Source organism: Novosphingobium aromaticivorans DSM 12444 (assembly GCF_000013325.1).
Lineage (GTDB): Bacteria > Pseudomonadota > Alphaproteobacteria > Sphingomonadales > Sphingomonadaceae > Novosphingobium > Novosphingobium aromaticivorans.
Map to the genome: position 1 here is coordinate 3,421,655 of NC_007794.1, position 25,977 is coordinate 3,447,631.

The window sequence follows — 25,977 nt, forward strand, 5'->3', positions numbered from 1 at the left end:
AGTGCGCGCCGGCCCGCTACCCCCTCCGTTGAAACGGAGGGGGCTTTGTCGCGTCAATCTAGGTTGGGGCGAAGCCAGCGTTCCATGGCGGAAACATCCCAGCCACGGCGGGCGGCGTAGTCCTCGAGTTGATCGCGACCGATGGTGGCGACACCGAAGTACTGGCTTTCGGGGTGGGCGAAGTAGAATCCCGAAACCGCCGAGGTGGGCAGCATGGCCTGCGATTCGGTCAGCGTGATGCCGGCCGTGTTGGTCGCGTCGAGCAGGTCGAACAGGATCGGCTTGAGCGTGTGGTCAGGGCAAGCCGGATAGCCCGGCGCGGGACGGATGCCGCGGTACTGCTCACGGATCAGCGCCTCATTGGTCAGTTGCTCGCCCGGAGCATAGGCCCAGAGGGTGGTGCGGACGTACTGGTGCAGGCGCTCGGCGAAGGCTTCGGCGAAGCGATCGGCAAGGGCCTTCAGCAGGATGTCCGAGTAATCGTCGTTGTCGGCCTTGAAGCGGGCGAGGTGTTCGTCGATCCCGTGGATGCCGACCGCGAAGCCGCCGATCCAGTCGCCCGCCGGGTCGATGAAGTCGGCAAGGCAGAAGTTCGCGCGGCCACGGCTCTTGATGAACTGCTGGCGCAGGAATGGCAGGCGCACCGATGTTTCGTCGTCGTTCGGGTGCAGGATGACGTCGTCGCCATGGCGCGCGCAGGGCCAGAACTGGGCAACGCCCTTGGCGGTAAGCCATTTCTCGCTGATGATCCTGTCGAGCATCGCGCGGGCATCCGCATAGAGATTGCGCGCGGATTCGCCGACGATTTCATCGTCGAGGATGGCCGGCCATGTGCCGGCGAGTTCCCACGAGCGGAAGAACGGGGTCCAGTCGAAGCACTCGACAAGGTCGGTAAGGTCCCAGTCTTCGAACACGTGGCGGCCCGGCTGTTCGGGCGGTGGAGCCTTTTCCGAAAAGTCGGGCGAAAAGGCGTTCAGCCGGGCGTCTTCGAGGCTCAGCAGCTTTGATGCGCCCTTGCCCGCGCGCGCATCGCGCACATGCTGGTAATCGGCGGCAGTGGCCTTGATGAAGCCCTGCGCCTGCGTATCCGAAAGGAGTTGCGAGGCGACGCCGACCGCGCGGCTGGCATCGAGCACGTGGACGACAGGTCCGTCATAGGCAGGATCGATGCGCAGCGCGGTGTGGACCTTGCTGGTGGTCGCGCCGCCGATCAGCAGCGGAATGCTCATCCCGGCGCGCTGCATTTCCTCGGCAACGGTCACCATCTCGTCGAGCGAGGGCGTGATGAGGCCGGACAGGCCGATCATGTCGACGCCTTCCTTCTGCGCCGTGTCGAGGATCGTCGCCCAGGGGACCATGACACCCAGATCGATCACTTCGTAGCCGTTGCACTGCAGGACCACGCCGACGATGTTCTTGCCGATGTCGTGAACGTCGCCCTTGACGGTGGCCATTATGATCCGGCCCTTGGCCTTGGCGCCTTCTTCCTTTTCCGCCTCGATATAGGGGATAAGGTGGGCAACGGCCTTCTTCATCACGCGGGCGGACTTGACCACCTGCGGCAGGAACATCTTGCCCGAGCCGAACAGGTCCCCGACCGTGTTCATGCCTTCCATCAAGGGGCCTTCGATCACCTCGATCGGGCGACCGCCGCGCGCGGCGATGGCGGCGCGGGCCTCTTCGGTGTCTTCGACGACGTGGGCATCGATGCCCTTGACGAGCGCGTGTTCCAGGCGGCGCACGACATCCCAGCCGCGCCATTCCTCGGCGGCCTTTTCGGCGACGGTGTCCTTGCCCTTGTAGCTTTCGGCGAGTTCGATCAGGCGTTCGGTCGCGGTCTGGTCACCACCCGCGGCAGGCGCGCGGTTAAGCACGACGTCCTCGCAAGCCTCGCGGAGGACCGGGTCGATCTGGTCGTAGATGTCGAGCTGGCCGGCGTTGACAATGGCCATGTCCATGCCCGCAGGGATGGCGTGGTAGAGGAACACCGAATGCATCGCGCGGCGCACTGTCTCGTTGCCGCGGAACGAGAACGAGAGGTTCGACAGGCCGCCCGAGATATGGACGTGGGGACAGCGCGCCTTGATCTCGGCCGTGGCTTCGATGAAGTCCAGCCCGTAGCGGTCATGCTCCTCGATGCCGGTGGCGACGGCGAAGATGTTGGGATCGAAGATGATGTCTTCGGCCGGGAAGCCGATACCGGTGAGCAACTTGTAGGCCCGCTCGCAGATCTCGACCTTGCGCTCCTTCGTATCGGCCTGGCCCTTCTCGTCGAACGCCATGACGACAACGGCAGCGCCATAGTCCATGCACAGGCGGGCGTGGTGGAGGAAGGCGTCCTCGCCCTCCTTCATCGAGATCGAGTTGACGATGGGCTTGCCCGAAACGCACTTTAGGCCCGCTTCGATCACTTCCCACTTCGAGCTGTCGATCATCACCGGCACGCGGGCAATATCGGGCTCGGCGGCGATCAGCTTGAGGAACGTGGTCATGGCCTCGACCGCGTCGAGCAGGCCCTCGTCCATGTTGACGTCGATGACCTGCGCGCCGTTCTCGACCTGCTGGCGCGCGACTTCGACCGCCTTGGCGTAGTCGCCCGCGAGGATCAGCTTCTTGAACGCGGCGGAGCCGGTGACGTTGGTGCGTTCGCCGACGTTGACGAAACGCGAGCCGGTGGGGGTATTTGTCATCTTCTACTCCCCCCTCCCGCAGGCGGGAGGGGTCGGGGGTGGACTTTTCTTCTTCGAGATGGGCGCTTGACCGCTGCCCACCCCTAACCCCTCCCGCTTGCGGGAGGGGGACTTGGTTATGCAGCCATGATGAACGGCTCGAGACCTGCCAGCCGCGTTACCGTTTCCGGCACAGCCATCTTGCGCGGAGGCAACGCCTTCACCGCCTGCGCCATGGCGGCGATGTGCGCGGGCGTTGAACCGCAGCAGCCGCCGAGGACGTTGACCTGGCCGTGATCCGCCCATTCCTTGACGAGGCCGGCGGTGGTCTGTGGCATCTCGTCATATTCGCCGAGTTCGTTGGGAAGGCCGGCGTTGGGGTAGACCATGATCAGGGTGTCGGCGATTTCTGAAAGCGCCTTGACGTGCGGGCGCAACTGGGTGGCACCGAACGAACAGTTGAGGCCGACCGTCAGGGGCCTTGCGTGGCGGATCGCGTACCAGAACGCCTCTACCGTGTGCCCCGAGAGGTTGCGGCCGGAAAGGTCGGTCAGCGTCATCGACATCATGATCGGGATTTCACGGCCGAGCTGCTTCTCGACCTGACGGACCGACATGACACCCGCCTTGGCGTTGAGCGTGTCAAAGACCGTCTCGATCAGGATGAAGTCCGCGCCGCCTTCGACAAGGGCGTGGACCTGTTCGGCATAGACATCGACAAGGTGATCCCAGTCGATCTCGCGGAATCCCGGATCGTTGACGTCCGGGCTGAGCGAGAGGGTCTTGTTCGTGGGGCCGATGGCGCCGGCGACGAAGCGCGGCTTGCCGTCCCGGGCGGTGAACTCATCCGCGACACGGCGGGCGAGCCTGGCGCTTTCCACGTTGATCTCGCGCACGAGATGTTCGGCGGCGTAGTCGGCCTGGCTGATGCGGTTGGCGCTGAAGGTATTGGTTTCGGCAATGTCGGCCCCGGCCTCGAAATAGGCGCGGTGAATCGATTCCGGGACTTCCGGTTTGGTCAGCGCGAGGATGTCGTTGTTGCCCTTCTGGTCCTTCGCAAGACCAAGGGTACCGGCATAGTCTTCTTCCGAGAGCTTGAAGTTCTGGATCTCGGTTCCGAACGCGCCATCGGTGATGAGGATGCGCTGGCTCGCCTGTTCAAGAAAGGCGGTGCGGGCGCCTGAAGGAATCAAGGGGGAAGGGATCAGGGTCACGCGGCTTTCTCCAGCGCCGGAGTCCGGGGACGAAGGCCAAGCAGGTGGCAGATCGCATAGGACAGTTCGGCGCGGTTGAGGGTGTAGAAGTGGAAATCGCGCACGCCGCCGGCGTAGAGGCGGCGGCAGAACTCGGCGGCGATAGTCGCGGCGACGAGCTGGCGCGAGGCGGGGTGGGTGTCTAGCCCTTCGAACAGGCCGTCCATCCACGCCGGGATCGCGGCACCGCAGGCGGCGGCGAACTTGCGCGTCTGGGCGACGTTGGAAACCGGCAGGATGCCGGGAAGGACCGGGGCATCGATGCCGGCCGCCGCCAGCTTGTCGCGGAAGCGGAAGAAGGTTTCAGGCTCGAAGAAGAACTGGCTGATTGCGCGCGTGGCCCCGGCATCGAGCTTGCGCTTGAGGTTGTCGATATCGGCCTGCTGGTCCGGCGAGTCCGGGTGCGATTCCGGATAGGCGGCGACCGAGATCTCGAACGGGGCGATCTGCTTCAGCCCGGCGACGAGTTCGGCCGCGTTGGCATAGCCGTCCGGGTGGGGAGTGAAGGGCACGCCGGGCGCACCCATGTCGCCGCGCAGGGCAACGATATGGCGAACGCCCGCTTCCCAGTAGCTTTCGGCGACTTCGCGAATCTCGGCCTTGCTAGCGTCCACGCAAGTGAGGTGCGCGGCCGCTGGCAGCTTCGCCTCCTTGATGATCCGCGCAACGGTGCCGTGAGTGCGATCGCGCGTTGAGCCACCTGCGCCGTAGGTGACGGAGACGAACGTAGGCTGTAGCGGCGCCAGCGTTTCGACGACATCCCAGAGCTGCGCCATCAGCGCATCGCTCTTTGGCGGGAAGAACTCGAACGAGACGGCAATGTCCCCCGGCAGCCCTGCAAAAAGCGGGGTGTCGAGTGCGGTGCGGGCCTCGCGGAGCTGGTCGTAGCTGGCGTTCATGGGACTTCAGGTCTTTCCGGAGCTGGATTTCTGACGGGGTTCAAGCTGGGTGACGCTGTCTTCGCGGCGGACTGCGGTCCACAGCTTGACGACGAGTTCATGGCCGGCGAGCGCGCGGGTCTCGTGCGGAATGAAACCGGCATCGAGCAGCATCGTCTCGATCTGCGCGTCGGAGAAGCCGAGGCGGGCGTGGGCATGGGTCTGGCGCAGGTCCTCGCGCTCGTGCGCGGCGAAGTCGACGATGGCGACGCGGCCACCGGGTGCGGTAACGCGAGCCGCGCCGGCGAGCACTGCTTCCGGTGCCTGGGCGTAGTGCAGAACCTGATGAAACAGTACGGTATCGAAGCTGCGCGCGGCGAAGGGAAGTTGCGCGAAATCGCCCTGGACCAGTTCCACCGCGTCGGCTGGCAAATGCTGGAGGCGCGCGCGCGCGATGCGCAGCATGTCCGGGCTCTTGTCGAAGGCGACGACATGGGCGGCATTGGGCGCAAAGAGTTCGGCGATCCGGCCGGTACCGGTGCCGACGTCGAGCAGGCGACCGAGCGAACCGTCGCCTGAAAGCGCCAGGAGCATCTCGGTAAGCGCGGCCTCGACCGGACCATCGGCGATATGAAGGGAGCGCAATTCGTCCCACTCGTCGGCATGGCGGGCGAACCATTCGAGCGCGTGGCTCTCCCGCGACGAACGGATAGCGTCGAGATGCTGGCGGTCTTCGGAGCAACGGCGGCCAAAAGCCGTGTCTTCGTGCTCCGCGACGGCCAGCAGGCGCGCCAGCGCAGAGGCGAGCGGGCTTTCCGCGCCTTCGCCGATGGAACTGCGCAGAAACACCCAGGCGCCTTCCTTCCGACGTTCGGCAAGGCCCGAATCGCAAAGGATCTTGATGTGACGCGAGACGCGCGGCTGGCTCTGTCCCAATACTTGCGCGACCTCGCCCACCGCCAGTTCCATGCTGGCGAGCAAGCGCATGATGCGCAGGCGCGTCGGGTCATCGAGCGCACGGATGGCGTCTAGGATGGTCATCGAGTTCTTCATATAAAGAAACCTTTATATCAGTCAATCCGTTTAAAGATATCTTTATATCAATTGGTAGAGTTGTGGGAAGTCTCGCGGCGAGGATGCATTTGCCTTCGTCACCACCCCCCGATAGAACATGCCCGAGCGCGCCCGCGCCTCGTCCTGTCAAGGAGGAGCGCACGCCGGGCGCACAAGCAGCCCAAGAGAGGGAATTCGATGAAGAAGTACGCAAGCCTCGCGATCGTCGCCGCAGCAGCGCTCGGGCTTTCCGCCTGCGGACGCTCGGACGACGCTTCCGAAGCCGCAGCCGAAGATACCGTTGAAATGCCTGCCGACGAACTGCCGGCGGTCGAACCATCGGCAGCAGCGGCTCCGTTGGCCGCTCCCGAAGCCGACGCTTCGTCGGCGGCTGACGCCGAAGCCAACGCCGCTCGCGATGCAGCCAACAATGCCGCCGCAGTGGCAGCCGCCGTTCAGGCTGCCGACGCCGAGGGTGGCGAACAGCAGGCACCGGCACAGTAAAGCGGAAACAAGGGCCGGCACCGGACAGCGGTTCCGGCCCTGACCTGGAGAGACCGGACCGCAATGCGCGCCCTTCCCGCCCTTGCCCTTGCGATAACGCTGGCAGCCTGCAGTCCGGCGGAAGAAGATAAGCCGGGCGGCGTCACACAGGACGAGGCCCGCGCGCTGGACGATGCGGCCGAGATGCTGGACAAGCGCGAATTGCCCGAATTGCCGGAAGCGACCGCGCCGGTTCAGCCCGCCCCTACACCATCCGCACCCTGAATATCCGCGCAAACCAGCCATAGACGGATTGCTCCGGCAAGGCCTGGAGGGGTCGGACTGGCAATCCTTTCCGCATCGATCCGCGCGACCAGCGCGTTAATGGGCACGCCTTCGCGCGCAGCGGCATCACGCAGCATATCCCAGAACAATGGCTCGAGACTGATCGAGGTCTTGTGCCCGGCGATCTCGACCGAGCGTTTGACCGGAGGGTGGTACGGGACCGGCATGACGGAGCCGCAAGCGCACGCAGCGCCCGCGGCATCTCCATCAGTACATATGCTGGCCGCCGTTGAGCGACATGGTCGATCCGGTCACGAAACCGCCCTGGTCGGCCGTGAGGAAGGCAACTCCCCGCGCGATCTCGTCCGCATGCCCTAGCCGGCCGACGGGGATCTTGGCGACGATCTTTTCGAGGACCTGCGGCGGCACGGCGGCAACCATGTCGGTATCGATGTAGCCCGGCGCGATCGCGTTGACGGTGACACCGTACTTCGCACCTTCCTGCGCCAATGCCTTGGTGAAGCCGTGGATGCCCGACTTGGCGGCGGCATAGTTGACCTGGCCGTATTGACCGGCCTGGCCGTTGATCGAGCCGATGTTGACAATACGGCCCCATCCGCGCTCGCGCATGCCGGAGAAGGTCGCCTTTGCCATGTTGAAGCATCCGCCGAGGTTGATGCGCATCACCTCGTTCCAGTCATCGAAGCTCATCTTGTGAAGCACGCCGTCCCGCGTGATACCGGCGTTGTTGACGACGATGTCGATCGGACCGACCTCGGCGGCAACGCGAGCGCAACCTTCCAGCGTCGCTTCGTGATCGCCCACGTCCCAGCGATAGGCCGGAATGCCCGTCTCCGCCGTAAAGGTTCGCGCCTTTTCCTCGTTCCCGGCATAGTTCGCGACGACGGTCCGCCCTTGCGCCTGCAGGGCAAGGCAGATTGCCTGGCCAATTCCGCGCGTACCACCAGTAACGACTGCAACTCGCGACATAACCGTACCTCCCAATCGATCCCTCTCGCGACTAGGCTAGGTTCATGACGGGGATACGACAAGCGCGGGAATACGTAATTGCTGCGCAAGCGCGAGGAATTTGCAGCGCAGCAGCGGCGCAGCATTCAAACAATCAAGAATATTGGGCGATCCGGGAAATATCGGCCCGGGCGCGTCAGAAGCGGAACTGGGTTCCGACGTAGACGGCCTGATTGTCCTGCTTCCCATCGGTCAGCGGGAGCAAGCGATCACGCTCGGGCGAATAGCGGACGCCAGCCGTGACGTTGAGATTGCGGGTAAGGCGATAGCTGCCGCCCAGATCGAGCTGGTAGTTGCCCTGCCCTTCCAGCGTACGCGGCGCGCGACCAGCCTGATCGCGGCCCTCGGCCTCGATCCGCGGCGCGAAGCGGCTCGGCGCCGAAGCCGGCGTTGCCTTCTTGAACTTGGCAAGATCGGGCATGTCGATACGCTGGAGATCGTGCAGCGTCGTCGAAGAAGCCGCAAAGCTGCTGTAACCGCGGGCCATGCCGAGATTGAAAGCAACCGGTGCGATGCGGACCGGTGAGGCTCCGGCCTTGCCAGCGGCGTCGGACAGCGCACTGCGGACCGAGAAGGCACGTGCACTCTGCGAATCGAGACGGACCGCCACGGTCACCGACCGGTTGGGGCGGGTTTCGGTACCGGCCGGGGTGAAGCGGAACAACCTGCCGTTGTTCAGCGCGCGCACGGTAATTTGCGAAGCGAGCCGTTCATCGACCGAAGCCGGCGTGAACGAACCGATGCCTCCGCGCGCGGCCAGACTTACCGGAGCCGCATCGAAACCGCTGGAAAAAGCGCTGGTTACAGTAGGCGCAAGGGACAGACCGAAAGCGGCGACGGCACCCACGACCAGGGACGCGCGCAAGCGGCGGCGCATGCTGCCTCCTGCCTTCATCCTGTCGCCGCTGCCCTTCATGTGAACCCTGATTCTTCCCCAACAGGGCCGCCTTGCGACCCGCGATTTCCTTGTTTTCCGCGCCTTGGAGCCTTCCGACTCCGTCACGCAGTTACGTTCATTCTTTCAATACGATCGAAGCCGCATAATTTCCAGTGCCAGGCGCGATTTCCGACTCTTCCTCTGCGGGTGTGGCCCAATGTCCACAGCCATGGCCGCGACCCGGTCGGCATTCAGGAACGGTTCACCGCCTGGCCGCCCATTTGCAACCCGCATTCATCCCGCTTGCCGCATGGCGCGCGGGGGTGATAGAGGCCCTTCCTGAACCCGCTTCCGGAAGGAGGCGGCACACGCACGGGACGACGGGAACGTCGCCGCAAGCAAGGACTGTTTCGTAGTGATCAAGACCGCCAAAGCCCGTCGCAATACCCGCAAGCTCATCGTTCGCGGCATCGTCATCGGGACCATGGCCGTCCTGGCTACCGGCTGCGGCAAGAAGGAACGCCCCAAGGCCGACCTCGCCGCGAGCCAGGTCACCACGATCGGCGTCAATTCCTATCTCTGGCGCGCCACGCTCGACGCGCTTTCGTTCATGCCCCTGCTCCAGACCGACAGCAACGGCGGCGTGATCGTCACCGACTGGTACGCCAATCCGAAGAACCCGGGCGAACGCGTGAAGGTAACCGTTTCCATCGTCGATCAGGACCTGCGCGCCGACGCACTGCGCGTTGCCGCCAGCCGCCAGGTCTCGCAGAGCGGCCAGTGGGTCGACGCGCCGGTCCAGGCCGCAACCGTGCAGAAGCTGGAAGACATCATCCTGACCAAGGCACGCGACCTGCGCCGCGCCGCGATCGCAGGCTGATCGCAGGCGAATCTTGCACGAGTGATGCGCGCTGCCTAGAGGAGCGCGCATGACCGAAAATACGCCCGGCACGTCCGCCCCCGAACGCTTCGACCCCGCCACCGCTGACACCCGCTGGCAGCGGGTGTGGGACGAGAAGCAGTCGTTCCGTGCAGACGATTCGTCGACAAAGCCACGCAGCTACGTGCTGGAGATGTTCCCCTATCCTTCGGGGCGCATCCACATCGGCCACGTGCGCAACTATACCATGGGCGACGTGCTGGCGCGCTATAAGCGCATGCGCGGGTTCGAAGTGCTGCATCCCATGGGCTGGGACGCCTTCGGCATGCCGGCAGAAAACGCGGCGATGGAAAAGGGCGTCCACCCCGGCGGCTGGACCCGCGACAACATCGCCAACATGAAGGCGCAGTTGAAGCGCCTGGGCTTCGCGCTCGACTGGAGCCGCGAGATCGCCACGTGCGAGCCGGAGTACTACGGTCAAGAACAGGCGCTGTTCCTCGATCTCTATGCTGCGGGGCTGGTCTATCGCAAGGAATCGACGGTCAACTGGGACCCGGTCGACATGACCGTGCTGGCCAACGAGCAAGTCATCGACGGACGCGGCTGGCGTTCGGGCGCACTGGTCGAGAAGCGCAAGCTGAACCAGTGGTTCCTCAAGATCACCGACTTTGCCGACGAACTGCTTGAAGGGCTCTCGACGCTCGACAAGTGGCCCGAGAAGGTGCGGGTCATGCAAGAGAACTGGATCGGCAAGAGCCAGGGCCTGCAGTTCCGCTTCGACCTTTCGAACGGCGAGACGGTGGAAGTCTACACCACCCGCCCCGACACGATCTTCGGCGCAAGCTTCGTCGCGGTGGCGCCCGATCATCCAATCGCGCAAGGCGTGGCCGCGATCAATTGCGAGGCGGCGAACTTCATCGCGCTATGCAAGAAGGGCGGCACGACCGCCGCCGAACTGGAGACGGCGGAGAAACTGGGCTTCGACACCGGCATAGGCGCGCGCCACCCGCTGACGGGCAAGTACTTGCCGGTCTACATCGCGAACTTCGTGCTGATGGAATACGGCACCGGTGCGATCATGGCCGTACCGGGTCATGACCAACGCGACTTCGACTTTGCGACGAAGTACGCCTTGCCGATCCTGCGCGTGGTCGCAGCCGATGCAGCGGACGCGGACAAGCCATTCGCGGGCGAGGCCGAGGCAGGCGACGGCGTCCTCGTCAACTCGGGCTTCCTCGACGGAATGAACGTGGCGGATGCCAAGGCTGCGGTGATCGTCCGTGCCGAGAGCGAAGGCTGGGGCGAAGGCAAGACGGTATGGCGCCTGCGCGACTGGGGCGTGAGCCGCCAGCGCTACTGGGGCACCCCGATCCCGTTCATCCATTGCGAGGTCTGCGGCGTGGTGCCGGTGCCCAAGAAGCACCTACCTGTCACCCTGCCCGAGGACGTCAGCTTCGACGTACCCGGCAATCCGCTGGACCGGCACCCGACGTGGAAGCACGTCGATTGCCCGCAGTGCGGGCACCCCGCTCGCCGGGAGACCGATACGCTCGACACTTTCGTCGACAGCTCGTGGTACTTCCTGCGCTTTGCCAGCCAGCCGGAAGACCGTCCCTTTGATCCAGAAGAGATCAAGCGCTGGCTACCGGTGGAGCAGTACATCGGCGGGATCGAACACGCGATCCTGCACCTGCTCTACGCCCGCTTCTGGACCCGCGCCCTCGCCCGCATCGGCAAGGTCGAGGTGACCGAACCGTTCGGCAGCCTGTTCACGCAGGGCATGGTCACGCACGAGACCTATGAGCGCAGGAACCCCGAGAACGGGCAGCCGATTTTCTTCTCGCCCGGCGAGGTCGAGCGGACCGGCGAGGGCGCGACGCTCAAGGTCGACGGGGCGCCCGTCGAAATCGGCCGCGTGATCAAGATGTCCAAGTCCAAGAAGAACGTGGTGGACCCGGACGAGATCGTGGCCAAGTACGGCGCCGACGCAATCCGCTGGTTCATGCTGTCGGACTCCCCGCCCGAGCGCGACCTGCCGTGGTCCGAAGCCGGGATCGAGGGCTGCGCGCGCTTCGTGCAGCGCCTGTGGCGACTGTTCGGGCAGTACGATGCCGCTGCTACCGGCGAGGACAAGGCGCTGGACCGCAAGGCGCACCAGACGGTTCACGCAGTCGCGTCTGACATCGAAGCTCTTGGCTTCAACAAGGCCGTGGCGCGAATCTACGAGCTGACCGGCGCCGTTGAAAAGGCGGCACCTTCGGCCAGCCGGTCGGATGCGATCCGCAAGCTGCTGCTGCTCGTCGCGCCGATGATGCCCCACCTCGCCGAGGAAGCCTATGCTCGCTTCGGCTCAAGCCTCATCGCCGATGCAGCCTGGCCCGAAGTTGATCCTGCGCTGCTGGTGGACGACGAAGTGATCGTCGCGGTTCAGGTGAAGGGCAAGCTGCGCGATACGTTGACTGTGGCCAAGGGCACTCCGAAGGAAGACCTCGAGCGCCTTGCCCTCGCTTCCGAGAAGGTGCAGCGTGCGCTGGAAGGGGCTGAAGTGAAGAAGGTGATCGTCGTGCCCGACCGTCTGGTGAACCTTGTCGCCTGAGCGCTTTGTCCTGATCCTCGCGCCCCTCGCCATGGCGCTGGGTAGCTGCGGCCTGCAGCCGATGTACGCCGGCGGCGGCAGCGGCGGCGTGGCCCGCGCGCTCTCGGAAGTCGACGTATCGGCAATCGAAGGCCAATCGGGATGGCTGGTGCGCAATGCGCTTGTCGACCGGCTCGGCGCGGGCCAGCACGATGGCGGCGCACACTACCGGCTGGACGTGCGGCTGGACGACCGGGTCGAAGGGCTTGGCCAGCTTTCCAACGACACGATCACGCGCGAACGGCGGACGCTGCGCGCGCGCTATCAACTGGTCGACGTGCAGAGCGGCGCGATCGTGCTGGACGCGACGGCGGGATCCGACGCAGGATTCGACGTGGTGAACAGCGAATACGCTGTGATCGCCGCGGAACAGACGGCGCTCGAGAACCTTTCGCAGGAAATTGCTGACCAGATCGTCACGCGCGTCTCGCTTCGCCTTCGCGAGGCGAAATGACGCGACGGCCGTGAAACTTACCCAGAAGACATTCCCCGGCAGCGCCGCCCGCGCCGCGAAGGAGTGCCGGATCTTCTATTTCTGCGGCCCGGACGAGGCCGGAGCGAGCGATGCCGCCAACCGCATCGCCGCCATGCTGGGCGAAGCCGAGAAGGTCGAACTGACCGGCGCGGAACTGCGGCGCGACCCCGTGAAGCTTGCGGATGAGGCGCGCTCCGTCTCGCTGTTCGGTGACCGCCGGATAATCCACGTCCGCGCCACCGGGGACGACGCCTTCGAGGCCGTGGATACGCTGGTGGCCAGCCCGGTCGAAGGATGGCCTGTGCTGATCGTCGCCACATCGGCAACCGACAAGTCGCGCATCGCGAAGCTTCTGGAAAACCGGACGGACGCGATGGTCGGCATGTTTCATCCGCCTGACATGAAGTCCGTGGCCGGCGCGGTGCGAGACATGGCAGACGCGGCCGGAGTAAACCTGACCGGCGACCTTGCGGAACGCATTGCACGTTCGACCGCCCTCGACACCCGCATGGCCCGCAGCGAAATCGAGAAGATCGCGCTCTATCTTGACGCCAGTCCACAGGCTCGGCGCACTGCCGACGCGGAGGTGCTCGACGAGATCTGTGCGGTGAGCGAGGATGACAGCCTGATGCCGGTCGTCAACGCGGTGCTGGGCGGGGACGTGCGCAAGCTTTCGAGCGAACTGGCACGCATGCGCGAGGTCGGGCTCAACCCGGTGGGACTGCTTCTGGCGTTCGAGCGCAGGGCAACGCAATTGGCCCAGCTTGCGGGACGCATGGGTGACCGCAGCGACATCAACGCGTTCATGGAACAGGAAACCGCGGCAAGACGCGTCTTCTTTCGCGACCGGCCCGACCTGACCCAGCAGTTGCGTCGTTGGCGAGGCCCCCGGCTCGCCCGGTTGCTGGAACGACTGGCGCAATTGCACCGAACCCTGATGGCCGACAATCGAAACGGCGAACTCGTTCTGGCACAGGGGCTTGCGGAAATAGCGCGTGCTGCAGCGCGATGAAGCGTGGTGCTGATCCGATGTCATGAGTGACTGCGGTCATATGAACGTCGCATAGGCCTTGCTATCGAAGCCTGCGTAGGTATTTTTGCGCAGTGCAATAACTTTTCAGTTGGTCGCACCGCATACTGAACGGAATCGCCCGCAATACACGTTGCAGGGAACGATGAACGCGAAAGAACGGCAGGACGCGCGATGACCAGGCACATGCCCATCAGCGAGACGCAGGACGCGCCTCCGCGCCGCCGCATCACGCTACCGCTCGCCCCGCCTCTCGAACAGCGGCGCCTGCAGCTCTACATTGCACTGCTGCTGCTTGACGGCGCGGCGATCCTCAACGGCTTCTGCATCGCAAGCTGGCTCTATCTGGGTCGCTTCCTCGATGAGACTTCGCTGCTGCACAGCCAGGTCATGCTGCCGATCTACTGGTCGATCGCATTGTCGCTGCAAGTCTACACCCTGACTGCACTGCGGCGTCCGAATTTCGCCCGCGCCCGCGCTGGCCTCTCGCTCATCGGCGCCGAAACCGTGCTGCTCTTCGTCGGCTTTGCAACCAAGAGCACCGACAATTTTTCGCGCGTGTCATCCTTGCTGGGTCTGGGCCTGAGCCTCGTCTTGCTAATGTGGGTCCGCGCCCTTGTCCGCCCGCTGATCAAGGCGCGTTGCGGCGATGCGGTTACGAATACCCTGCTGATCGATGACGGCGGGACGCCGCTGCGGATTCCCCACGCCTATCACATTGACGCGCGGGAACATCACCTGGCCCCCGATCTGTCGGACCCGCACATGATGGACCGGCTCGGGCTTTACATGATGAACATGGACCGGGTCATGGTAAGTTGCCCCCACGATCGCCGGGCCGCGTGGGCACTCGTATTCAAGAGCGCGAATGTCTCGGGCGAGATCGTGGACCCGGAAGTGAACATGCTTGGCGTACTGGGTGCAAGGCGCGAACGCGGCTACGGCGCGCTGATCGTGGCAAGCGGCCCGCTGGGCCTGCGCGCCCGCGCGGTCAAGCGCTTGCTCGACCTTGCGCTCGCAGGTGGCGCGGTTCTGGCGCTCGGGCCAGTGCTGCTCCTGGTGGCGGTGCTGATCAAGCTGGAGGACGGAGGCCCCGTGCTGTTCATCCAGAAGCGCACGGGGCGGGGTAACCGCTTCTTCCCGATCTTCAAGTTCCGGTCGATGCGCGTGGAACGCCTCGATTCAACGGGCTCGCGCTCGGCAAGCAAGGACGATGACCGTATCACGCGGATCGGACGCTTCATACGAAGCACGAGCATCGACGAGTTGCCGCAGCTGTTCAACGTGCTGCGCGGAGAAATGTCCATCGTCGGCCCACGCCCGCACGCCATCGGTTCGCTTGCCGGCGAGAAACTATTCTGGGAAGTGGACCACCGCTACTGGCTGCGTCATTCGCTGAAACCCGGCCTTACCGGCCTGGCCCAGGTGCGCGGCCTTCGCGGTGCGACCGACACCGAGACGGACCTTGCCAACCGTCTGCAGGCCGATCTCGAATACCTCGACGGGTGGACGATCTGGCGCGACCTCAAGATCATCGTCAACACTGCGCGCGTGCTCGTGCACGACCGAGCCTTCTGATCCGGACCGTCCGCAAATTGATGGACACCCTATCTCGGAACCGGGCAAATCCCGGACGGCGCAGTCTGGCGCAGCCGCTCGACCCGCTTGGCGAAGGATCGATGCGTCGGCGCACGCAGAAAGCCGAGCCAGTCGCGCGAACCAAGGCGCTCGAACAGGCCAAGCGCGGAGGCGCGGTCGTATCCCGCGCATTGCAGCAAGCGCAGGCCCCGCTCGTCGGCAAGATCCTCCATCCTGCGCCGCGCAGATATGCCGCCGCCCTTGCGGTCGCCATTGATGATGTGAGCAAGCTCGTGCCCCGCAGCGAGGGCAAGCTCGTCGTCAGTCCGTGCGAAAGTGACGAGGCCGGTGGTGAGCGCCACATTCGACTGGTCGCTGTAGGCATCGACGCCTCGATCCGTCACGAGAACGAGGCGCGCCGCGCAGTGGCGAACGGGGCTGAGTTGCAGACGCAGCGGCGCGCCCCCGCCCCGACGAACTTCGACAGCCAGAGGAACGCCTGCCGGGCGCTCGGCAATTTCGGCAAGCAGCGCTTCGGCAACGAGATTGCCGGCCTTGCGCGCAGCGGCGATATCCTCGGCCGGCACGCCGCCTATGGACAGCACTTCATCACCAGCACGCAGCCCGGCAGTATCGGCAGGGCCGCCCGTAGCCACCGCCGCGACCACCGGCGCCTCGTCCATGCCCAGCACATCCTGCAACAGAGGCCAGTCGCGCGTGCCGTAGGCGCGGCGATCATCGAACAGGACCCCGGCGTCGGTCGCCTGACGCTCGCAGGAAGAGCCAGCGGCGGAACGCAGGCGCCATTCGACCTGGATTACACGCGTCATGTCCTGCCGGAGCCGTATGGGCCAGGATGCTTCCTGCCCGACCGCCATAGTCGCGCAGCTTGCCAGAAGCACCGCCGCACTTGCGGCGACAAGCCATCTTCTCCTGCCCATCCCGGATTTCGTTTTCATCGGCATTGCGCCCTTCCTTGGCACGGCGAAGTCCGCCGACAGGTGTATCCGGCAAGCCATCCAGCTCATACGGGAACCGGAGCACCGAGCGGCCAGTTACCGCATTGCACCATATCAGGCCACTTGCTAAGTTCGGTTCTCTCCAATCGCGAATGAACATGCAAGGCTCTGATTTGACCGCCTAAGCAAATGTTTTTCCGAAACTTTCCCCTGAACCTCCAGTCCCAGCCCGGTTAAATCCCTGCCTCAGGAGAACACTTTGAAGATCGCAATTCTCGGCCTTGGCTATGTTGGTTGCACCGCAGCAGGGTGCATTGCCAGCCAGGGCCATCACGTGGTCGGGATCGACGTGAACCTGGGCAAGGTCGAAACGCTGAACACGGGCAAATCGCCAGTCTATGAACCGGGTCTCGACGACCTGATCGCCAAAGCTCGCGCGGAAGGCCGATTGCATGCGGTTACCGAGATCGGCTCGGCGCTCGACGATTGCGACATCGCGATCGTCTGCGTCGGCACGCCAAGCGGCGTCGATGGCGCGCACAACATGAGCTTCATCGTACAGGTATCGCGGGCAATCGCGGCATCCGTGCGACCCGACCGCAAGACGCCCCTTACGGTCGTGTACCGATCGACCATGCGCCCCGGCACGACCGAGCAAATGATCCTTCCGATCTTCCGTTCGGTGATCGGCGAGGACTGCGAAAAGCTTATCGAGCTGGTCTACAACCCGGAGTTCCTGCGCGAGGCCACTGCGATCGAGGACTATTTCCACCCGCCCAAGATCGTCCTCGGAACGATCGATGGCGCCCCGTCCGAGAAGATGGTGGCGCTTCATGAAGGCATCGAAGCGCCGATCTTCCACGTGGGCATTCGCGAAGCAGAAATCACGAAGTTCGTGGACAACACCTGGCACGCCGTGAAGGTCGCTTTCGCCAACGAGGTCGGCCGGGTGTGCCAGAACCTGGGCATTTCGGCAAAGCAGGTGCACGAGATCTTCGTCTCGGACACAAAGCTCAACATCTCGGCCTACTACACGCGTCCCGGCGGCCCCTTCGGAGGATCTTGCCTGCCCAAGGACGTCCGCGCGCTGCAGCATATCGCGGCCGATACCGGTGCGCAGACCCATCTCGTCGATTCCTTGCTGCGCAGCAATGATGCGCACAAGCACCACCAGTTCCTGCAGGTGACCAAGGATCTCCAGCCGGGCGCAAGGGTCCTGCTGGTCGGCCTTGCGTTCAAGGCGGACACCGACGACCTGCGCGAGAGCCCTGCGGTGGACATGGCCCGCAAGCTGCTCGACGCGGGCTACGCGCTCGACATCTACGATCCGCAACTGCGGCCCGAGAGCCTGGTCGGCCAGAACCTCGGCTATGCCTATGCGATCCTTCCGTCCATCGACGGGCTGCTGGTGGACAAGACGACCGCGGAAGCGCGCGACTACGGCGTGGTGATTGCGACCAATCGCCTCATTCGCGACCTCGCGCTTCCGGGCCGCCGTATCGTCGACGTGAGCGCCATTGCATGAACGCGCCGGTTCCCGCAGCTGACTTCGAGTTCCCCACCGAAATCCCCGGCCTGCCGCTGGCGGGCAGGAAAGTCCTGATCGTCGTCGAGAACCTGCCGCTGCCCTTCGACCGGCGTGTCTGGCAGGAAGCGCGCACACTGAAGGCCGCCGGGGCGCAAGTCTCGATCATTTGCCCCACGGGCAAAGGTTACGAGAAGCGCTTCGAAGTCATCGACGGCATCGACATCCACCGCCATCCCCTGCCCATCGAGGCGAGCGGCGCACTGGGGTTCCTGCTGGAATATGGCGCGGCCCTGTTCTGGGAAACGGTGCTGGCTTGGAAGATATTCCTCAAGCGCGGCATCGACGTGATCCAGGGGTGCAATCCGCCCGACCTGATCTTCCTTGTCGCCCTGCCCTTCAAGCTTCTGGGCGTCAAATATATCTTCGACCATCACGACATCAATCCCGAGCTTTACGAAGCGAAGTTCGACAAGCGGGGCTTCTTCTGGAAGTTGATGGTCCTGTTCGAAAAGTTGACGTTCAAGGCCGCCGACGTGTCGATGGCCACCAATCATTCCTATCGCAAGATCGCCATCGAGCGGGGCGGCATGGACCCGGATAAGGTGTTCGTCGTCCGCTCAGGTCCGGATCTCAGCCGGCTGAAGCGGGTACCTCCGGTCGAAAGCTGGAAGAACGGGCGCAAGCACCTCGTCGGATATGTCGGGGTGATGGGCGACCAGGAGGGAATAGACCTTCTAATCGATGCGGTGGACCATATCGTGCGCGTGATGGGCCGAGACGACATCCAGTTCTGCCTTGTCGGCGGAGGGCCAAGCCTCGCCAAGCTAAAGGCACTGGTCGCGGAAAAGGGCTTGGCCGACTTCATCCAGTTCACCGGCCGCGCACCCGATCAGGACCTGTTCGAAGTTCTTTCGACGATGGACGTCGGGGTCAATCCGGACCGCGTCAACGCGATGAACGACAAGTCCACCATGAACAAGATCATGGAGTACATGAGCCTCGAGAAGCCCATCGTGCAGTTCGACGTGACCGAGGGGCGCTTTTCCGCGCAGGAAGCCTCGCTCTATGCGCGCGCGAACGATCCGGTCGACATGGCGGAAAAGATCGTCGAGCTGATCGGAGATCCGGAACGACGGGCCCGCATGGGCGCACTCGGCCGCATGCGCGTGGAGACCGAACTGAATTGGGGGCACCAGATCGCCCCGTTGATCGCCGCGTATCGCAAGGCGCTCTGCCTTGCCGACTGAGTCCGTCCCCGCCCCTGGGCGCCGGTCCGGCTCAGCCTCGCGGTGCCCTGAGGAGGTTGCGGTAGCGAAGCGCCGCGTAGGCGACCGCGAACGTGGCACCACAGTCCACGAGCCAGTTGAGATGCGGGCCGCGGTAGAGCAATGCGTCGACCGCGTGCAACGAGATCACGCGCAGCATGACCAGGCCGACTTGTGCAGCCACCGCAAGGTCGGCGACGAAAATGGACGCCGCCAGCCGACCTCGCCCGCGCCGCGCCGGATGGACGAGGAACAGGGCACCGATGCCCGCCGCCAGCAACACCAGTGCGGCGGCCGCAACAGGCGCCTGCAGGCTCCACCGCTCGAAATATTCGCCATGAACGATGAGTTGTTCACGCAGGGCGGATCTGATCGCCTCCTCGAGATTCGACGCCCGAAACGCAGCGAGCGCCCCGAAGAACGTTGTGAACGCAAGCCAGCGGCGGCGCTCCGTTTCTGGCCTTCGCGCAATCTTCGCAACCCGCGCCGCACGGCTGCAAGCATAGGCGACGGCAAGATAGAGAACGATCGCGACAAGGCTGAAAATGGATATGGACATGAACCTGCAGTCGTGGAATCGAAAGGTCGGACTGGGCGGGAGGCGCGAGGTTGCGCCCGGCGCCTTGCCGCGTCCGGACAGTTAGCCCGCGGCAACCGCACAAGCAACACACCCCCGCTAGGCTTGCGCTGCATTGGCGCGGGGTCTATGCGGAAACACGTATCAAAGGCAGGGTAATCTCGGGAATGGCTAAGTTTTTATCCCGGCGAGCCACTACTTCGGCAATCGCGATTTCGTTTTCGATCGGTCTGGCCGGGTGTGGTTCTCCACCTGTGCGGGTAGGCCTCGTCAATTCAACCCCTGTACAAGAGTACGGACAGGGCGATTATTCGGCCAGCGAGCAGTCCGAGTACTTGCTCCGCCCCTCCGATGTCATTGCAATCACCGTTTTCCGGGAACCGGATCTTTCGGTTGAAAGCATTCCGGTTGGGGCGGACGGTACGATCTCGCTGCCGATGATCGGCCCGGTCAAGGTCGACGGCCTGACCACGCGCGGCGTGGAGGAGCTGGTTGCCAGCAAGCTTTCGTCCGCCGCTCTCGTGAACCCCAGCGTCAACGTCAACGTGTTGCAGTTCGGCTCGCATGTCGTGACGGTCGAGGGTTCCGTCGAAAAACCGGGAATGTACTCGTTCAAGCCCGGAACCCGGCTATCGGGTGCCATGGCCCTGGCGGGTGGCTCGAGCCGCGTCGCCAAACTCAGGGAAGTGGCGGTGTTCCGCCAGACCCCGCGTGGCATCGCGGTTGCGAAGTTCGACTATGCTGCGGTCCGTGCAGGCACGATGATGGATCCGGTGCTGTTCCCCAACGACAGGGTCGTGGTCGGGACTTCCGGGCTGTCGCAGTTCTGGCAGGACCTGCTCAAGACTCTACCGGCTTTCGCGCTGTTCACGAACATCTGACGCACAGCCCCTTGCCAAGACATTCAACAGGACCGCTGCAAGCATGATAGACGCTCAAAATCGAGGTTCTTGGTCGGACCAGTACCTTCCGGGACACGAGGTTCCGCATGAAGAGACTACGGGCGGACTGATCAGCCTCGCAACGATCCGCGGGCTGCTCTTCCGCCAGCGGATCATTCTTATCGGCGTGACAGCAGCGGCGCTCGTGATCGGACTGACGATCACGCTGCTCATGCGCCCGGTCTACGAAGCCGGCGCCACCGTGCGCGTCGATCCGACCGGCGTGAACATTGTCGAAGGCCAGGATCTGGCCCCGACGCCGAACAGCAACGAAATCAACCGCTACATGAACACGCTCGGATCCGTGATCCAGAGCAAGAACATGGCTTATCGCGTCGTCGACGAACTCAAGCTCGACGCCAACGACGAGTTCCTTGGCGAAGCGTTTGCAAACGGCCGCCCGAACGGTACCACGGCCAAGCAGTGGGCTTACGCGCGCCGCGAGGCGGCAGCTGGCATCGCACAGGGCGGCGTCTCGGTCGACATCCCGTCGGACAACCGGATCATCACCATCAAGTTCCGGTCGGGCAATCCCCGCTTCGCGAGCCTGGTGGCCAATGGCTATGCCGATGCCTTCGTGCAGGACGACATCCGCCGCGGGCTGGAAACCAACCTCTACGCGCGCAACTACCTGCAGGAGCAGATCCGCACGATCGGGACCAAGCTTCAGGCCGCCGAAATGAAGGCGAATGCCTACGCCAAGCAGAACCGCATCGTCGGCAGTTCGCTTGCGGCCCCCGCATCGGACAAGGAGGGCGGTGCTGCACCCGGGGGCACGATCACCGTTGCCAACCTTGCCAGCATCAATTCCACCTACACCAAGCTGCGCGCCGACCGCATCGCGGCTGAGCAGCGCTGGCGCGCCATTGCCAACACGCCGGCAACCCAGCTTCCGGAAGTCCAGCAGAACGCAACCATCCAGGCCCTGCAAACCGATCGTTCCAAGCTGGTCACGCAGCTCGCCGAGATGCGCCAGCGCTATGGTTCGAACTATCCGCAGGTGCGTGAAGCGAAGGCGCAGGTGGACTCGCTCGACGCGCAGATCACGCGCATCTCGACCGAGATCAAGAACGGCATCCGCGACCAGTACCAGATCGCCCTGCGCCAGGAGCAGGGCCTGTCGGGCGAACTCCAGCAGGTGGCCGACGAGACTCTCGACGAACAGGACCGCCGCGTCCAGTATAACATCCTCGACCGCGAGGCGAACGCCCTGCGCACGCAGCTTGCCACCCTGCTGGAACGCTACAACCAGCTTGCAGCGGCAGCGAACGTCGACAGCGGCGCGGTGACCAAGCTGGACGGCGCACCAACGCCGGGCCAGCCGGTCTCGCCCAACCTGGTCAAGAACATGCTCGCAGCCCTGCTGCTCGGCACCGGCCTTGCCATCGGCCTTGCGGTCCTGCGCGAAGCGTTCGACGACAGGCTGCGGTCGAGCGAGGATGTCGAGCGCAAGCTCGGCACGCCGATGCTCGGCTTCACGCCGCACCTCACGTCGGAGGAGATCGCCGAACAGATCCAGGATCCGTTCAGCTCGCTCATGGAGGCCTATTCCTCACTGCGCACCTCGATCGACTTCGCGGTTGCCGGCGAGCATCGCGTCCTCCAGGTCACGAGCAGCCAGCCTTCGGAAGGCAAGTCGCTGACCTCGAGCGTCCTTGCACGCAAGTACGCGCAGCTTGGTCGCCGGACGCTGCTGATCGACGCCGACTTGCGCAAGCCGACGATCAACCACCTGTTCGGCACCAAGCGCTCGTCGGTCGGCTTTGCCGAAGTGCTGCTGGGCGACGTGGAACTGGATCGCGCGCTGCTTGACGGCACGCCCGAGAACCTCGACGTGCTGCCGGTGGGTGCGATTCCGGCGAGCCCGGTCGAGTTGCTGTCCTCGCAGCGGCTGGCCGACTTCCTGGCCCGGTGCCGCGGCCTGTACGACCTCGTGATCGTCGACTCCTCGCCTGTGATGGGCCTTGCCGACGCTCCGCTGATCTCGAACCACGTCGACGGGGTGATCTTCATCGTCGAGGCCAACCGTTCGCACTTCGGCCAGGCCAAGACGGCGCTGCGCCGCCTGCGCTCGGCGGGAGCGAACGTCGCCGGCGCCGTGCTGACCAAGTACCGGTCGGCGGAAGCGGGCCTCTCTTACGACTACGTCTACAACTACTACTCCTACGGCAACGACCCCAAGTAAGGGGCGAAGCCCAGACCACCACTGGCCGGCACCAGCGCGCACATGGATGGCGCCGGGTGCCGGCCGAAGTGCCCCAGGGCACATCCGGAAGGCCAAGTGACCACGCTCTTCCACCCCAGGCCGGACATCCTGCACATCAGCGGCGACTTCCCGGACCCGATCAATCCTTCCAAGACCCCGGTCATCCGCACGCTGCTGGAAATGACCGACGATACGTTCGCTCATCGGGTCATTTCGCTCAATCGCAAGTCGCCCGGTCCCGTAGCCCTGTCCGCCACGTTGCTGGGACGCTCTCCGCTTTCGCGCATTGTCCCTTTCGAACGGGGCATGGCAGCCGAGTACCTGGCCCCGCCGATGGGGCTGCTTCACAAGACCCTCTTGCACCGGGTAGCCGACGCGCTGGTCGAACGGCTCGCGGAAGGTCCACGGCCCGCCCTGATCGTGGGCCACAAGCTTTCCATCGAGGGGATCGTGGCGCGCCGGATGGCACGCAGGCTCGACATTCCGTTCGCGATCTCGATCCAGGGCAACACCGATACGCGTATCGTGGATGCCCGCCCGGACTTGCGCGGCGAACTGCGACGCGTTTTCCACGAGGCGTCCGTCGCATTTCCCTTCGCGCCGTGGGCGTTGCGGCGGATCGAGGCACGGCTGGGCCGGCGCCGGGGCCTCACAACGATGCTTCCCTGCCCTACCGACATCGACGAGCCTGTGGCCCCGGCGATGGACGGCAATCAGCTGGTCTCGGTGTTCCACCTGCGCAACCATGGCCTCAAGAACCTGCGTGGCCTTGCCTTGGCGATGCGCGAGCTTGCCTCGACCGACCCGGATATCCGGCTTTCGATCATCGGCGGCGGGAGCGAGGAAGACTTCGGGACATGCCGCGCGATCCTCGGCGACCTGCCAAACGTGGAACTGGCCGGTGCGATGGACCGGCGCCAACTGCGCGAAGCGCTCGGGGGGGCGGCAGGCTTCGTCCTGCCCTCGCTGCGCGAAAGCTTCGGGCTCGTTTTCATTGAAGCGCTGTTCTGCGGTCTGCCTGTGGTCTATCCGACCGGCAGGGCAGTGGACGGCTATTTCGACGGTGAGCCCTTCGCCATCGGCGTCGACCCCCGGCAACCGGGGCGGATCGCGGAGGGTATGCGCACGCTGGTGCGCGAGCAGGCGCCGCTCAAACGTGCGCTCGCACGCTGGCAACAGGACGGTCGCGCTCGGCAATTCACCCGACCGGAAATCGCCGCATCCTTCGCCGCAGGGCTTACCGCCGCCGCAGAAGCCGGAACGCGCCCGTAGCGCGCCGCCCGGCCAGTATCCCGCCAGTCAGTATCCCGCCGGTCAGTATCCCGAAAGCCATTCCCGGCGATCCCGCCAGACCCGGCGCCACACGCTGGCGCGGGCGGCCTCCCCCCTGACGGTCGCCGCAATCGCGGAGCCGGCCCGGCGCGTGGCGATCCACAGCCAGAGCATGCCGAGCCCCAGCGGAACGCGCCATCCACGCCAGTGGTCGCGCACCAGCGTGGCCTTGGCGCGCATGAGCTGGACGATCTTCTCTTCGCGCTTCGAAGTGGAGGCGCCGACCAGGTGCATGATCTGGGCATCGGGCGTGATCATCGGACGGTAACCGAGCTGCGCCGCGCGCAGGCACAGGTCGTGTTCCTCGCCATACATGAAGTAGCGCTGGTTGAACCCGCCGAGCTTGTGCCACAGGTCCGTCCGGATCAGGAGAAAGCAGCCGACAACGACATCGACGTGGCGCACCGAATCACGCTTCCATCCACCGATGCCTTCGGGATTGAAGGCAATCGTGTCCGGAAACAGGCGCGACAGGCCCACGGCCGAGCAGAACAGGCTCCACACCGACATGGTGTTCCAGCAGGAGGCGGCGTTGAGCGATCCGTCCGGAAAGACCGTCCGGCCGCCGACGATGCCGGCTTCGGGATGCTCGCGCCCGAAGCGGAGAATGTTCTCCACCGCGCGGGGATAGGTTTCGGTGTCCGGGTTCAGCAAGAGCAGCCATTCGGTATCTGCCGCCTCTGCGACCCGGTTGTTGGCAACCGCGAAACCGAGGTTCTCGTCGCTGCGGACAAGCTCGATGTCGGGGAACGCCTGGGCGATGGCATCGGCAGACCCATCGTGCGAGGCATTGTCCCACACCACGACCCGCATCGAGACGTCACCGGCATTGGCAAACAGCGTTTCCAGCGCACGCAGCGTAAGGTCGCGCGTGTTGTAGCTGACCACGATGACCGTGACTTCCGGTGATACGGCACTGTACGTTACGTCGGTCATGGGCGGGCCTCCGCCTCGCGGGCGGATGTGCGTGACCGGGCAAGCGTCGTCAACAAACCGCTTCTCCAATGCCGCACGGGTAGCTCGACAAAATGATACATCAGGGCTGAATATGCCAGCGCAAGGGACCCAGCCCAGACTGCTGCGACAAGCTCGCGCTCAACCAATCCGTTGAATATGAGAGCGTTCAAAATGATATAGTGGCACAAGTAGAACGTGTAGGAATAGACGCCGATCTGTCTGGCGATCTTTGAGTTCAGTACCCTGTAAGCCAAGGTTCCGGGGTATACCAAAGAGTAGTAGAATATCGGAACAAGGGAAACGCCTTGTACCGTGTATCTGAACGTTGACCGGAAAAACTCGTCCCGCACCACGAAGGTGAGGAGGATAAGCGCCCCTCCGCCAAGAGCCGCCACTGCAATGGCCCGGCGGGGAATGCCCTGCAGAAGGTCGGGCCTCTTTTCCATCATTACTGCAAGGAAACTGCCCCAGAGCATCGAGTCAAAGCGGGTGTCGGTAAGCGCGTAGATTTGCCACTCGTCGAAGCCGAGAACCGAAAACTTCACGATGCGCCAGAAAACTGCGACCAGCGCGACTGCTGCAAGGACAGCAGGAGACGCCTTCCTTTTCAGGATGAGCAGCATCGTTGCCGGGAAAATAAAATAGAAGTGCTCTTCTACCGAAAGGGACCAAAATATCTTGGTGCCAGAAATCACGTCGGCTTGCCGCGCAGTCGCATCCCAATAGTTAAAGAAGAAGAATACCTGGCTCGCCAGCCCGACCGGAGACAGCGTTCCCTCGGCTCGTCCGGCGAGAACCAACCCAATGGCGAGTGTCATCGTGAGCAGCAGCGGCGGGGCTAGCCGGAAGAAGCGGCGAATGTAGAAACTCAAGAACGAAATCGTCCCCGACTTTGCATACTCTCTCACGAGAAGCGTCGTGATGAGGTAGCCAGAGATGAAGAAAAATACCGTGACCCCAAACCCGCCCGGAACCGGGAGTGAGTGAAACGCATGTGCCAGGAAAACGATGGCAATTGACACCGCTCGCCAGCCATCCAGTGACGGTATATAGTCCCGGGGCTGAATATCTTGCGTCGTCAATGCCA

The 25,977-nt window shown here is 64.2% G+C and carries 23 protein-coding genes; 12 read left to right on the forward strand and 11 right to left on the reverse strand.

Annotated features, from left to right (window positions below; all coding sequences use genetic code 11):
* Window positions 1–53: 53 nt before the first annotated feature.
* The 4 genes from metH to SARO_RS16290 form a co-directional block, all read right to left on the reverse strand.
* On the reverse strand, window positions 54–2,690 hold the full coding sequence (metH, locus tag SARO_RS16275) for a methionine synthase (protein ID WP_011446843.1): 2,637 nt from the start codon (window positions 2,688–2,690) through the stop codon (window positions 54–56).
* A gap of 116 nt (window positions 2,691–2,806) precedes the next feature.
* Window positions 2,807–3,883, reverse strand: coding sequence for a homocysteine S-methyltransferase family protein (locus SARO_RS16280; RefSeq protein WP_011446844.1), 1,077 nt, complete (start codon window positions 3,881–3,883; stop codon window positions 2,807–2,809).
* A complete protein-coding gene (gene metF, locus SARO_RS16285; protein ID WP_011446845.1) occupies window positions 3,880–4,821 on the reverse strand; it encodes a methylenetetrahydrofolate reductase [NAD(P)H] in 942 nt (313 codons plus the stop codon). The genes SARO_RS16280 and metF overlap by 4 nt, the downstream gene beginning before the upstream one ends.
* A gap of 6 nt (window positions 4,822–4,827) precedes the next feature.
* The gene (locus SARO_RS16290) at window positions 4,828–5,841 is read right to left on the reverse strand and encodes an ArsR/SmtB family transcription factor (protein ID WP_234007375.1); all 1,014 of its coding nucleotides are present in this window, start codon (window positions 5,839–5,841) and stop codon (window positions 4,828–4,830) included.
* Between the two features lie 210 nt (window positions 5,842–6,051).
* Here SARO_RS16290 and SARO_RS16295 point away from each other — a divergent pair, with 210 nt between their 5' ends.
* Together SARO_RS16295 and SARO_RS16300 are read left to right on the forward strand one after the other, a co-directional pair.
* The gene (locus SARO_RS16295) at window positions 6,052–6,357 is read left to right on the forward strand and encodes a hypothetical protein (RefSeq protein ID WP_041550540.1); all 306 of its coding nucleotides are present in this window, start codon (window positions 6,052–6,054) and stop codon (window positions 6,355–6,357) included.
* A gap of 63 nt (window positions 6,358–6,420) precedes the next feature.
* A complete protein-coding gene (locus tag SARO_RS16300) occupies window positions 6,421–6,621 on the forward strand; it encodes a hypothetical protein (RefSeq protein WP_041550541.1) in 201 nt (66 codons plus the stop codon).
* On the opposite strand, the gene SARO_RS20750 is transcribed toward SARO_RS16300, so the two are convergent.
* From SARO_RS20750 to SARO_RS16310, 3 genes are all read right to left on the reverse strand, one after another.
* Entirely contained in the window at window positions 6,591–6,848 is a 258-nt protein-coding gene (locus SARO_RS20750; RefSeq protein ID WP_011446848.1) for a ribbon-helix-helix domain-containing protein, read from the reverse strand. The genes SARO_RS16300 and SARO_RS20750 overlap by 31 nt on opposite strands.
* Before the next feature lie 40 nt (window positions 6,849–6,888).
* Entirely contained in the window at window positions 6,889–7,611 is a 723-nt protein-coding gene (phbB, locus tag SARO_RS16305) for an acetoacetyl-CoA reductase (RefSeq protein WP_011446849.1), read from the reverse strand.
* A 175-nt stretch (window positions 7,612–7,786) separates the two neighbouring features.
* Window positions 7,787–8,527 (reverse strand): hypothetical protein, encoded by a 741-nt coding sequence (locus SARO_RS16310; protein WP_011446850.1) that lies wholly within the window; start codon window positions 8,525–8,527, stop codon window positions 7,787–7,789.
* Between the two features lie 484 nt (window positions 8,528–9,011).
* Here SARO_RS16310 and SARO_RS16315 point away from each other — a divergent pair, with 484 nt between their 5' ends.
* The 5 genes from SARO_RS16315 (at window position 9,012) to SARO_RS16335 (ending at window position 15,125) form a co-directional block, all read left to right on the forward strand.
* Window positions 9,012–9,407 (forward strand): DUF3576 domain-containing protein, encoded by a 396-nt coding sequence (locus tag SARO_RS16315; protein ID WP_049759548.1) that lies wholly within the window; start codon window positions 9,012–9,014, stop codon window positions 9,405–9,407.
* A 49-nt stretch (window positions 9,408–9,456) separates the two neighbouring features.
* Window positions 9,457–12,003, forward strand: a complete 2,547-nt coding sequence (leuS, locus tag SARO_RS16320; RefSeq protein ID WP_011446852.1) for a leucine--tRNA ligase — start codon at window positions 9,457–9,459, stop codon at window positions 12,001–12,003.
* Window positions 12,004–12,034: 31 nt separating this feature from the next.
* Entirely contained in the window at window positions 12,035–12,496 is a 462-nt protein-coding gene (gene lptE, locus SARO_RS16325; RefSeq protein ID WP_086000195.1) for an LPS assembly lipoprotein LptE, read from the forward strand.
* Window positions 12,497–12,506: 10 nt separating this feature from the next.
* Window positions 12,507–13,529 (forward strand): DNA polymerase III subunit delta, encoded by a 1,023-nt coding sequence (holA, locus tag SARO_RS16330; RefSeq protein WP_011446854.1) that lies wholly within the window; start codon window positions 12,507–12,509, stop codon window positions 13,527–13,529.
* 192 nt (window positions 13,530–13,721) lie between these two features.
* On the forward strand, window positions 13,722–15,125 hold the full coding sequence (locus SARO_RS16335) for a sugar transferase (protein WP_011446855.1): 1,404 nt from the start codon (window positions 13,722–13,724) through the stop codon (window positions 15,123–15,125).
* A 29-nt stretch (window positions 15,126–15,154) separates the two neighbouring features.
* Here the strand turns inward: SARO_RS16335 and SARO_RS16340 are convergent, their stop codons facing one another.
* Window positions 15,155–15,955, reverse strand: a complete 801-nt coding sequence (locus SARO_RS16340; protein WP_090910503.1) for a M48 family metallopeptidase — start codon at window positions 15,953–15,955, stop codon at window positions 15,155–15,157.
* 388 nt (window positions 15,956–16,343) lie between these two features.
* On the opposite strand from SARO_RS16340, the gene SARO_RS16350 reads away from it, so the two are divergent.
* Window positions 16,344–17,609 (forward strand): nucleotide sugar dehydrogenase, encoded by a 1,266-nt coding sequence (locus tag SARO_RS16350; RefSeq protein WP_011446857.1) that lies wholly within the window; start codon window positions 16,344–16,346, stop codon window positions 17,607–17,609.
* On the forward strand, window positions 17,606–18,859 hold the full coding sequence (locus tag SARO_RS20865) for a glycosyltransferase family 4 protein (protein ID WP_011446858.1): 1,254 nt from the start codon (window positions 17,606–17,608) through the stop codon (window positions 18,857–18,859). The genes SARO_RS16350 and SARO_RS20865 overlap by 4 nt, the downstream gene beginning before the upstream one ends.
* Window positions 18,860–18,890: 31 nt before the next feature.
* Here SARO_RS20865 and SARO_RS20870 read toward each other — a convergent pair whose 3' ends face one another.
* On the reverse strand, window positions 18,891–19,436 hold the full coding sequence (locus SARO_RS20870; protein WP_011446859.1) for a hypothetical protein: 546 nt from the start codon (window positions 19,434–19,436) through the stop codon (window positions 18,891–18,893).
* Window positions 19,437–19,708: 272 nt separating this feature from the next.
* On the opposite strand from SARO_RS20870, the gene SARO_RS16365 reads away from it, so the two are divergent.
* From SARO_RS16365 to SARO_RS16375, 3 genes are all read left to right on the forward strand, one after another.
* Complete coding sequence (locus SARO_RS16365) at window positions 19,709–20,335, forward strand: polysaccharide biosynthesis/export family protein (protein ID WP_234007376.1); 627 nt, start codon at window positions 19,709–19,711, stop codon at window positions 20,333–20,335.
* 43 nt (window positions 20,336–20,378) lie between these two features.
* Complete coding sequence (locus SARO_RS16370) at window positions 20,379–22,580, forward strand: GumC family protein (protein ID WP_011446861.1); 2,202 nt, start codon at window positions 20,379–20,381, stop codon at window positions 22,578–22,580.
* Window positions 22,581–22,676: 96 nt separating this feature from the next.
* Window positions 22,677–23,873, forward strand: coding sequence for a glycosyltransferase (locus SARO_RS16375; protein ID WP_041550545.1), 1,197 nt, complete (start codon window positions 22,677–22,679; stop codon window positions 23,871–23,873).
* A gap of 42 nt (window positions 23,874–23,915) precedes the next feature.
* Here SARO_RS16375 and SARO_RS16380 read toward each other — a convergent pair whose 3' ends face one another.
* Window positions 23,916–24,869, reverse strand: coding sequence for a glycosyltransferase family 2 protein (locus tag SARO_RS16380; protein WP_011446863.1), 954 nt, complete (start codon window positions 24,867–24,869; stop codon window positions 23,916–23,918).
* Window positions 24,866–25,972: an acyltransferase family protein gene (locus SARO_RS16385; RefSeq protein WP_011446864.1), complete on the reverse strand. Its 1,107-nt coding sequence runs from the start codon at window positions 25,970–25,972 to the stop codon at window positions 24,866–24,868. The genes SARO_RS16380 and SARO_RS16385 overlap by 4 nt, the downstream gene beginning before the upstream one ends.
* Window positions 25,973–25,977: the final 5 nt, after the last annotated feature.